General features: G+C 73.8%; 8 protein-coding genes, 1 tRNA gene and 2 pseudogenes. 8 read left to right on the plus strand and 3 right to left on the minus strand.

The window, feature by feature from the left end:
• From ABZV94_RS37525 to ABZV94_RS37535, 3 genes are all read left to right on the plus strand, one after another.
• The coding region (locus tag ABZV94_RS37525; RefSeq protein ID WP_356348823.1) for a trypsin-like peptidase domain-containing protein at positions 1-1,203 on the plus strand (1,203 nt) is incomplete at its 5' end.
• 76 nt (positions 1,204-1,279) lie between these two features.
• A tRNA-Ser gene (locus ABZV94_RS37530) sits at positions 1,280-1,364 on the plus strand.
• 67 nt (positions 1,365-1,431) lie between these two features.
• Complete coding sequence (locus ABZV94_RS37535) at positions 1,432-1,821, plus strand: hypothetical protein (protein WP_356348825.1); 390 nt, start codon at positions 1,432-1,434, stop codon at positions 1,819-1,821.
• A gap of 19 nt (positions 1,822-1,840) precedes the next feature.
• Here the strand turns inward: ABZV94_RS37535 and ABZV94_RS37540 are convergent, their stop codons facing one another.
• A complete protein-coding gene (locus ABZV94_RS37540) occupies positions 1,841-2,713 on the minus strand; it encodes a bifunctional DNA primase/polymerase (protein WP_356348827.1) in 873 nt (290 codons plus the stop codon).
• 371 nt (positions 2,714-3,084) lie between these two features.
• Between ABZV94_RS37540 and ABZV94_RS37545 the strand changes: the two genes are divergently transcribed.
• From ABZV94_RS37545 to ABZV94_RS37560, 4 genes and pseudogenes are all read left to right on the plus strand, one after another.
• A complete protein-coding gene (locus ABZV94_RS37545; protein ID WP_356348828.1) occupies positions 3,085-3,396 on the plus strand; it encodes a hypothetical protein in 312 nt (103 codons plus the stop codon).
• A 159-nt stretch (positions 3,397-3,555) separates the two neighbouring features.
• Positions 3,556-3,702: pseudogene (locus ABZV94_RS37550) on the plus strand (lipid-transfer protein); the annotation flags it as partial.
• A gap of 147 nt (positions 3,703-3,849) precedes the next feature.
• The gene (locus ABZV94_RS37555) at positions 3,850-4,407 is read left to right on the plus strand and encodes a SigE family RNA polymerase sigma factor (RefSeq protein ID WP_356348830.1); all 558 of its coding nucleotides are present in this window, start codon (positions 3,850-3,852) and stop codon (positions 4,405-4,407) included.
• Positions 4,408-4,565: 158 nt separating this feature from the next.
• Complete coding sequence (locus ABZV94_RS37560) at positions 4,566-6,221, plus strand: long-chain fatty acid--CoA ligase (RefSeq protein ID WP_356348833.1); 1,656 nt, start codon at positions 4,566-4,568, stop codon at positions 6,219-6,221.
• A gap of 94 nt (positions 6,222-6,315) precedes the next feature.
• Here ABZV94_RS37560 and ABZV94_RS37565 read toward each other — a convergent pair whose 3' ends face one another.
• A complete protein-coding gene (locus tag ABZV94_RS37565) occupies positions 6,316-7,521 on the minus strand; it encodes an MFS transporter (RefSeq protein WP_356348836.1) in 1,206 nt (401 codons plus the stop codon).
• 126 nt (positions 7,522-7,647) lie between these two features.
• On the opposite strand from ABZV94_RS37565, the gene ABZV94_RS37570 reads away from it, so the two are divergent.
• On the plus strand, positions 7,648-8,229 hold the full coding sequence (locus tag ABZV94_RS37570) for a TetR family transcriptional regulator (protein ID WP_356348839.1): 582 nt from the start codon (positions 7,648-7,650) through the stop codon (positions 8,227-8,229).
• Positions 8,230-8,247: 18 nt separating this feature from the next.
• On the opposite strand, the pseudogene ABZV94_RS37575 reads toward ABZV94_RS37570, so the two are convergent.
• Positions 8,248-9,899, minus strand: a pseudogene (locus tag ABZV94_RS37575) (histidine kinase); the annotation flags it as partial.

A 9,899-nucleotide genomic window follows, 5' to 3' on the forward strand; every position in this document is an offset into this window, starting at 1 on the left:
ACCCCGGCCTACGCGGACGGCGGCGCCGCGGGCGCGGGCACCGGCTGGGGAAGCACGTACCAGCAGCCCGCCCCCAAGCCGCGCAGCGGACGCGGCGGGCTGGTGGCGGCGGTCCTGGTGGCCGCGCTGGTGGCGGGCGGCCTGGGCGGCGGCCTCGGCTACACCCTGGCCAAGGACCGCGATGACAGCGGCTCCACCACCGTCTCCGCGTCCGACAGCGGCGCCGCGCAGGTCAAGCGCGCGCCCGGGACGATCGCGAACGTGGCCGCCAAGGCGCTGCCCAGCACGGTGACCATCGAGGCGGAGAGCACCAACGGCGAGGGCGGCACGGGCACCGGATTCGTCTTCGACACCCAGGGCCACATCATCACCAACAACCACGTGGTGGCGGACGCGGTGGACGGCGGCAAGCTGACGGCCACCTTCCCGAGCGGCAAGAAGTACGACGCCGAGATCGTCGGCCACGCGCAGGGCTACGACGTCGCGGTCATCAAGCTCAAGAACGCCCCCTCCGACCTCAAGCCGCTCGCCCTCGGCGACTCCGACAAGGTGGCCGTCGGCGACGAGACCATCGCCATCGGCGCCCCCTTCGGCCTGTCCAACACGGTCACCACCGGCATCATCAGCGCCAAGAACCGCCCGGTGGCCTCCAGTGACGGCAACTCCACCAGCAAGGCGTCGTACATGAGCGCCCTGCAGACCGACGCGTCCATCAACCCCGGCAACTCCGGCGGCCCGCTGCTGGACGCGTCCGGCGCGGTCATCGGCATCAACTCCGCGATCCAGTCCACCGGCAGCGGCGGCTTCGGCACCGGCCAGTCCGGCTCGATCGGCCTGGGCTTCGCCATCCCGATCAACCAGGCCAAGTACGTCGCCCAGCAGCTGATCAAGACCGGCAAGCCGGTGTACGCGCGCATCGGCGCGTCCGTCTCCCTCCAGGACTCCGGCGACGGGGCGCAGATCACCGACCAGGGCACGGGCGGCTCCGCCGCGGTCGAGTCGGGCGGCCCCGCGGACAAGGCCGGCCTCAAGCCCGGTGACGTCATCACCAAGCTCGACGACCACGTGATCGACAGCGGGCCTACCCTGATCGGCGAGATCTGGACGCACAAGCCGGGCGACAAGGTGACGGTCACCTACAAGCGGGGCGGCCAGGAGCACACGGTGGAACTGACGTTGGGTTCCCGGGTGGGCGACAACTGACCCGAGGGGGCCGTGCCCCCACACCCCGGCCCGCGCCCGGTACGCTGTACCCGCTCCGCCCCTGGTGGGCGTGCGAGGTGGGTTGCCCGAGCGGCCTAAGGGAACGGTCTTGAAAACCGTCGTGGCGCGAGTCACCGTGGGTTCAAATCCCACACCCACCGCGCAGGTGAACGGCCCCTGACCGGGTGAACCGGTCAGGGGCCGTCGTGCCGAGGAGGAGCCGCGATCATGCACGTTCAGCTGACCACGGGCGACTGGTGGCTCATCGCGGCCTGCGTCACCGCCGTCTACGCGGTCGCGATGTACTGGTGCATGCCGACGCCCAAGGCGAAGCGGCGCATGCTGGTCGCCCCGCTGGCCGGCTGGGTGTTCCTGCTGCCCAACGCCGCGGTGAAGGGCTATTCCGTCTCGCACACCCTGTACTTCTACAGCTGCGCCCTGGTGATGTTCGTCGTCATGCTGGTGCCGGTGGCGAAACGGGTGGCGTCCGACATCGCGGAACAGGAGCGCAAGCCCTGGGCCAAGGTTCCTCTGAACTCCTTCTCCCTGTACTGGATGGCGTGGTCGGCCACGGGGTGCGTCGCGGGAGTGGTCTGCCTCTGGCCGGTGCTCGCCTAGCCTGACGTGACCGCCCGTCTCACGGCCGGTGCCCGGTCAGCCGGGCCGCCGACGCGATGGTGGCGCGGGCCTCGCGCTCGGTCAGCCCGGTGTCGCGGGCGGCGGCCACGAGCGGGTCCGCCAGGGCGGGCCCGATGCCGTTCTCGTAGGCGCGGCAGGCCGCCCAGAACAGCCGGGTGTTGCGCTGCCCCTCGTGCGCGGCGAGCACGAACTGGACGAGCCCCTGTCCGTGGCCGTCCGCCGCCGGGCGGGTGGGGTGCGGCAGGCGGGGCGGGGGGAGCAGCAAGCGGAGGAGGGACGGCGGGCAGGGGGCGGGGGCGAGGCCGGCGGTGCCGGGTGCGGCGGTGTAGACGCCGTGGTCGGTGCGGGAGCCGGGGCCGACGAGGTAGCCGCCGGCACCCCGGATGTCGATGCCGGGGGCGAGCCGGCCGGCCGAGTTCGGTACGACGGTGTCGGACGGGCCGGTCAGCCACAGGTGGCGGCCACCGCTCGGGGTGAGGACGACGACCGTCTCCGGGATCGGGAACAGATGCCGCAGGGCCAGTTCGCGCAGGGCGGCCGTGGAGTCCGTGCCGGACTTGGTGTCCAGGTCGACGCCGATCAGGTGGTACGGGGGGAGCCCGCAGGCGATGCCGTAGCCGGTGGCCCAGGGCGCGGCGGCGAAGAGCTCGCGGATGCGGACGGGGTCGGTGGAGGCGTCGTACACGCCGTGGCCGAAGCGGCCGCACTCGCCGTGGCAGGGCCGCTCCGCCGGGCTCGGGTCGGCGCGGTGCGGGGAGCGCAGGGCCGGGAGCTTCGTCCGGGACAGGGGGATCACGGCCAGTCCGCGTTCGGCGGCTGACAGAGCGTGTGCGAGGGCCAGCGTCGTGGCCTGCCGGTCGATGGTGGCCATGGATCCATGTTCGTACACGCGTTCGAAAATGGGAAGAGCGGGTCGCGGTGCCGCGCCGGTACGGGGTGGATGTCGGCGGAAGGGTGCCGGAACGATTCGTCCCTTGGGGTGCTTGAGGCGGCGGTGCTCCCTGCCGGGTCGCCCCGGTGACTGATGCGGCCAAAGGGGGCGATGGGGGTTTATCGACTTGTCATCACGCTTGCGTGCGAATCGCGGCTTCCAGGATGGTTCGCCGGGGATGCGGTGGGCAACTCTGGAGGCGCGACGTCGTCCACGACAGTCAAGGCGGTCGGCCAACTGCCTTGACAGCAGCCGTAGTTCACATACCAGCGGCCCCAGGGGCCGCAGAGTGCTTGGTTCTGGAGGAACACATGGCAAGCATCCGTACCGCCCGCGTTCTCGCCGCCGTCTCCGCCCTCCCGCTCGCAGCCGCCCTCTTCGCCGGCGTCGCGACGGCGGACAACGGCGCCCTCGCGGACGACGGATCGAACTCGGGTGTGGCGGCCGTCCTCGGCAGCGGGGTCGGCGACGACAACAACGGCAACTCGTCCACCACCAACCAGAACGCGGCCGGCTCCGGCGCGTCGAACCAGAGCAACACCGCCCAGGTCAACGGATCCGCGTTCACGGCCATCCGGCAGAGCAACGAGAACATCCACGTCAACTTCACCCAGCTCTGGTGAGCCGGGGGCGGGGGTCCTCCTGAGGAGGGCGCTCGCGGGGTGTGCTTCAGGGTCGCAACACGTCGGCGCGGCGGTGCTTCGGTGCCGCCGCGTCGGCGTTTTCCGATGTCCCGCCGGCGGCGCCGCCTCGGCGGTGTCCGGTGCCGGGGTCCGGCCGTGTACCCGCACGGCATGAACGACATCGCGGAGGCGGTCCGCCAGCTGCGGGGCACGGCCGTGAACCAGGTCCCGGGCGCGGCCCGCACCCTGGTGACGGCCGGCACCGGGGTGCCGACGTCCGGGCTGGTCCTGGCGGCGGACGGCTGACCTCCTCAGGGTCGTACCCGCAGACGGGACGCACCCGCACTCCACCTTCAGGAGGTGGAGGCAGCCCCACCCCTACAACCTGAGGGGGACTCGCCTTCGGGACCTCCGGCCGATCCGCCGGACCGGACCCGCTCCTAGCGTGGAGCCATGACCACACCCGTCTGCACCAGCGCCTCGGCCGCCGCCGCACCCGGGCGGCAGACTCCCGCCTACCCGTCGTTCGCGTCGTACGTGCGGGCCCGCCGGCCGGTCCTGCTGCGCACCGCGCGCTCGCTGACCGCGAACCCGAGCGATGCCGAGGACCTGCTGCAGACCGCGCTCGCCAAGACCTACGTGGCCTGGGAGCGGATCGAGGACCAGCGGGCGCTCGACGGCTATGTGCGCCGGGCGCTGCTGAACACCCGGACCTCGCAGTGGCGCAAGCGCAGGGTGGACGAGTTCTCCTGCGACGAGCTGCCCGAGCCGGAGCCCACGCCGGGCGGCGACGACCCGGCCGAGCGGCAGGCGCTGCGCGACGCCATGTGGCGGGCCATCCTGCGGCTGCCGGCCCGTCAGCGGGCGATGGTGGTCCTGCGGTACTACGAGGACCTCAGCGAGGTTCAGACCGCCGAGCTGCTCGGCGTGTCGGTGGGCACGGTGAAGTCGGCCGTGTCGCGCGCGCTGGGCAAGCTGCGTGAGGACCCCGAACTGGAACTGGCCCGCTAGGTCCTGCCGGACAGGCCCTGGCCGCGCTCCTCCTCCCCCGCCGGCCGGGATTTTCCTCCCCTCAGTGGCACACCCCTAGTGACATACCGCGCGGTATGTGCGCAGAATCAGCGCACCCCCCTACCACCGCGTAGGCAACGTCGCCCGGGAGGAACGCCGTGCTGGCCACCATGCAGGACGTACCGCTGCTGATCTCGAGGATCCTGACCCACGGGTCGACGGTCCACGGCTCGTCGCGGGTGACCACCTGGACCGGGGAACCCGAGCCCCACCGGCGCACCTTCGCCGAGATCGGGTCCCGCGCCGCCCAGTTGGCGCACGCCCTGCGGGACGAGCTGGGCGTGACCGGCGACGACCGGGTCGCCACGCTCATGTGGAACAACGCCGAGCACGTCGAGGCGTACTTCGCGATCCCCTCCATGGGCGCGGTGCTGCACACGCTCAACCTGCGCCTGCCGGCCGAACAGTTGGTGTGGATCGTCAACCACGCGGCCGACAAGGTCGTCCTCGTCAACGGCTCGCTGATCCCGCTGCTCGCGCCGCTGCTGCCCAAGCTGCCCACCGTCGAGCACATCGTCGTGTCCGGGCCCGGCGACCGCGCCCCGCTCCAGGGCGCCACCGCCCGGGTGCACGAGTACGAGGAACTCCTCGCGGGCCGGCCGACCGGCTACGACTGGCCCGAGCTGGACGAACGCCGGGCCGCCGCCATGTGCTACACCTCCGGCACGACCGGCGACCCCAAGGGGGTGGTCTACAGCCACCGTTCCATCTACCTGCACTCCATGCAGGTCAACATGACCCAGTCGATGGGCCTGACCGACCAGGACACCTCCCTCGTGGTCGTCCCGCAGTTCCACGTCAACGCCTGGGGCCTGCCGCACGCCACCTTCATGACCGGCGTCAACATGCTGATGCCGGACCGCTTCCTCCAGCCCGCCCCGCTCGCCGAGATGATCGAACGCGAACGGCCCACCCACGCGGCGGCCGTCCCGACCATCTGGCAGGGCCTCCTCGGCGAGCTGCACGCCAGGCCCCGCGACGTCGCCTCCCTCACCCAGGTCACCATCGGCGGCTCGGCCTGTCCGCCCTCCCTGATGGCGGCCTTCGACGAGCTGGGCATGCGGGTCTGCCACGCCTGGGGCATGACGGAGACCTCCCCGCTCGGCACGGTCGCCCGCCCGCCGGCCCACGCGGCCGGCACCGAGGACGAGTTCGCCTACCGCCTCACCCAGGGCCGCTTCCCGGCCGGCGTCGAGGCCCGTCTCACCGGCCCCGGCGGCGAACGCCTGCCCTGGGACGGCACGTCGGCGGGCGAACTGGAGGTGCGCGGCCCCTGGATCGCGGGCGCCTACTACAACGGCCCCGGCGCCGAACCCCTGCGCCCCGCCGACAAGTTCAGCGCGGACGGCTGGCTGAAGACGGGTGACGTCGGCACCATCTCCCCCGACGGCTTCCTCACCCTGACCGACCGCGCCAAGGACGTCATCAAGTCCGGCGGCGAATGGATCTCCTCCGTCGAGCTGGAGAACGCGCTGATGTCCCACCCGGACGTCGCCGAGGCAGCCGTGGTCGCCGTACCGGACGAGAAGTGGGGCGAGCGCCCGCTGGCCACGGTCGTCCTGCGGCCCGGAGCGACCGCCGACTTCGAGACCCTGCGCACCTTCCTCTTCGAGGAGGGCCGCATCGCCAAGTGGCAGCTGCCCGAGCGCTGGACGGTCGTCGAGTCGGTCCCGAAGACGAGCGTGGGCAAGTTCGACAAGAAGGTGCTGCGCAGGCAGTACGCGGACGGTGCCTTGCGGGTGACCACGCTCTGAAGCACCGGACACGGTGCGCCGGACGAGCGGCACGGCCGTCCCGCCCGGCGCGCCCCGGGACGGCGTGAACGGTCCCCGGACCTGCCGCGCGCCTTCACCGCCCCCGCACCGTCGTGGTCCATCCCAGCACCAGCCACACCCCCGCCACCGCGCACACCCCGGTCCAGCCCCAGTGACCGAAGGCCGGTCCCGCGGCGGCGGAGGCGAGGGCGCCGCCGGCGAAGCCGGAGACGACGTAGGCCGTGTTGGCGGTGGCCGGCGTGGAGGTCGTGGTCAGCGCCAGGGTCTGGTTGGCGACATGGGAGGCGACCAGGGCCGCGTGGATCGCGATCGCGGCGGCGAACAGCGCCCCCAGCACGTGCCCGCCGAGCCAGAACAGGGGTACGGCGACGGCGGCCAGCACGTACGCGCTGCCCACGACCCGCGCCGCGCCGAACCGGTCCACCAGGCCGCCGGCCAGCGGCGCCACCGCGCTGGCGGTCAGGCCGAAGAGGCCGAAGAGCCCGGCGGTCGCGGTGGACAGGCCGTAGCCGGGGCCGGTCAGCAGCAGCGCGAGGGAGGTCCACAGGGCGCTCCACGCACCGAACATCCCCGCCTGGCGCAGGCACGCCCGCCGCAGGTCGGGCGAGTGGCGCAGCAGTCCCGGCAGCTCCGCGATGCCGGAGAACAGCCCGCCCGCCCGCACCCGCCGCTCGGCCGGCAGGGCCAGGGCGGTGGCGAGCCCCAGGGCGAGCGTCAGCACGGCGGACCCGCCGAACACCCAGCGCCAGCCGAAGGCCTGCCCGGCCAGACCGCCGACGACACGGGCGGCGACTATGCCGGTGAACAACCCGGCGATCACGGCCGCGACATGCCGGGCGCGCCGGTCCTCCGGGGCGCGCGCGGCGACGAGCGGGACGAGCAGCTGCGGTACGACGGTGGCCGCGGCGGCGACGAACACGGCGGCGGCGAGGGCCGCGGTGCCCGGGGCCACGGCCGCGACGAGCAGCGCCACCGTGGTGGCCACGGAGAGCAGGGCGACGAGCCTGCGCCGGTCGACCCGGTCGCCGAGCGGGGCGAAGAAGAGCAGGCCGGCCGCGTAGCCGAGCTGGGCGACGGAGGCGATCCAGGCCACGGCCGAGGGGATCGTGCCGAAGTCGTGGGCGATCAGCGGCAGAAGCGGGGCCGCGAGATAGATGTTGGCGGCGGTGACGGCGGTGCAGACGGCGATCAGCAGGAGGAAGAGGGAGCCGGAGGCGGACTGCTCGCGGGCGGGTGCCCGGAGTCCGGCTGCCCGGCGGGTGGTGGTGGCTGACGGCATGGGCGGAGCTGCTCCTTAGTCGGTAACCAACTCGTTGGTTACCTGGATCCAACAGCCCGCACCGCCGTTCGCATTCCCGCCCAACCAACCCGTTGGTCAGCACCTCGCCCGGCCTACCCTGTCCCCATGGCATCAGTGAGGGACCCCGAGGCCACCAAGGCCCGGATCTTCGAGGCGGCGGCCGCCGAGTTCGCCCGGCACGGCATCGCGGGCGCCCGCATCGACCGCATCGCCGCCGAGGCCAAGGCCAACAAACAGCTCATCTACGCCTACTTCGGCAACAAGGCGGAGCTGTTCAGCAAGGTCCTCGGCACCCGCCTGACCGACCTGGCGGCGGCCGTGCCCGTCGACCCGGACGACATGGACGGCTGGGTCGACCGCCTCCTCGACCACCACGCCGCCCACCCCGACCTGGTGCGCCTGCTCCTGTGGGAGGGCATGGAGTACGGCAGCGCCGAACTGCCCGACGAGGCGGCCCGCCAGGACCACTACGCCCGGAAGGTCGCCGCGATCGAGGACGGCCAGGCCCGCGGCGTCATCACGGACGCCATCCCGGCCGGCCATCTGCTGATGCTGCTCACCGCGCTGACCAACTGGATGACCGTGGTCCCGCAGACGCGGCGCATCCTCGTCGGCACGCAGGACACCGACCACGACCGCCTGCGGGCCTCCATCAAGGAGGCGGCCCGCAGGCTGATCGCCTGTTAGACCGGTGACGCCGGCCGGTCAGTTGGTGCCGATCCGGGCCAGCAGGTCCACGATCCGCGACTGCACCTCACCGCTGGTCGACCGCTCGGCGAGGAACAGCACGGTCTCACCGGAGGCCAGCCGGGGCAGGTCCGCCGGGTCGACGGCGGCGGTGTAGACGACCAGCGGAGTGCGGTTGAGCTGCCCGTTCGCCCGCAGCCAGTCCACGATCCCGGCCCGCCGGCGGTGCACCTGCATCAGGTCCATCACCACCAGGTTCGGCCGGAACTGCCCCGCGAGCGTCACCGCGTCGTTGTCGTTCGCGGCCCGCGCCACCTGCATCCCGCGCCGCTCCAGCGTCGCGGTCAGCGCCAGCGCGATCTCCGCGTGCTCCTCGATGAGCAGCACCCGCGGCGGATGCTGCTCGCTGTCCCGGGGAGCCAGCGCCTTCAGCAGGACGGCGGGGTCGGCGCCGTACGCCGCCTCGCGCGTCGCCTGGCCGAGCCCGGCCGTGACCAGCACCGGGACCTCCGCGGCCACGGCGGCCTGGCGCAGCGACTGCAACGCCGTCCGCGTGATCGGCCCGGTCAGCGGGTCCACGAACAGCGCGGCGGGGAAGGCCGCGATCTGGGCGTCGACCTCCTCGCGCGAGTGCACGATCACCGGCCGGTAGCCACGGTCGCTGAGCGCTTGCTGGGTCGTCACGTCCGGCGCGGGCCACACCAGCAGCCGGCGCGGGTTGTCCAGCGGTTCGGGGGGCAGCTCGTCGTCCAGCGGCTGCGGGCGCGGGGTGTCCGCCACCTCGACGGCCCCACCGGGACCGTCCAGCGGCTCCGGCCCCTCGGCGGCATCGGGTTCCGGGGCGCCTATGGCGTACGACCGCCCGCCCCCCTCGGTGCCCTGCGCCGGCCGCGCCTGCCCGCCGAGCGAGGGCTGCGGCACGGGGGCCGGGGCGGCGGGCGAGGGGTGCAGCGGGGACGCCTGCCCGGCGAGCGGGTTCTGCCCTCCGAGCGACGGCTGTCCGGCCGGCGCGGGGTGCGCGGGCGCGGGTTCGGCGGACGGGTGCGGCCGGGCCGCCTGGTCCGGCTGCGGCTCCTGCCCGATGGGGGCCGGGTCGGGGCGCGTGCCCAGCTTGCGCCGCCGGCCCGAACCGCCCGGCGCGTGCGGCGGCGGCGTCGCCGTCGGCTGCTGCACCTGGGCGGCCTGCCGCGAGAACGGCACGCCCTGGCCGAGCGTGCGGACGCTGATCGCCCGCCCCTGCGTCGAGTCCGGGTCGGCGGCCTCGGCGGGCAGCGGCATCGCGACCCGCTGCGGCCGGCTGCCGGCGGGGGCGCCCGGCGCGGGGATCCCGGCGCCGGACGTGTCCCCGGTGCCGGGCCACTGCTGCGGGACGCCGGCCGCGGGGCCACCTGGGACCGGGGCGGGGTTTCCCGCACCGGAGGTGTCACCCGAGCCGGGCCACTGCTGCGGGACCCCGGCCGCCTGCGCGCCCGGAGCCGGGCTCGGGGTCCCCGTGCCGGAGGTGTCATCGGCGCCCGGCCACTGCTGCGGGACGCCGGCCGCCGGGTTGCCACCGGGCGGCACCGGGCCGGCCTGGGTCCCCGTCGGCGCCTGACCGGTGCCGGCCTCGGCGGGCAACGGCAGCGCACCCGGGGACGCCACCGGAGTACCGGCGGCCGGGGTGCCCGGGG

Source organism: Streptomyces sp. NPDC004658, from assembly GCF_040609555.1.
In the GTDB taxonomy this organism is placed as follows: Bacteria; Actinomycetota; Actinomycetes; order Streptomycetales; family Streptomycetaceae; genus Streptomyces.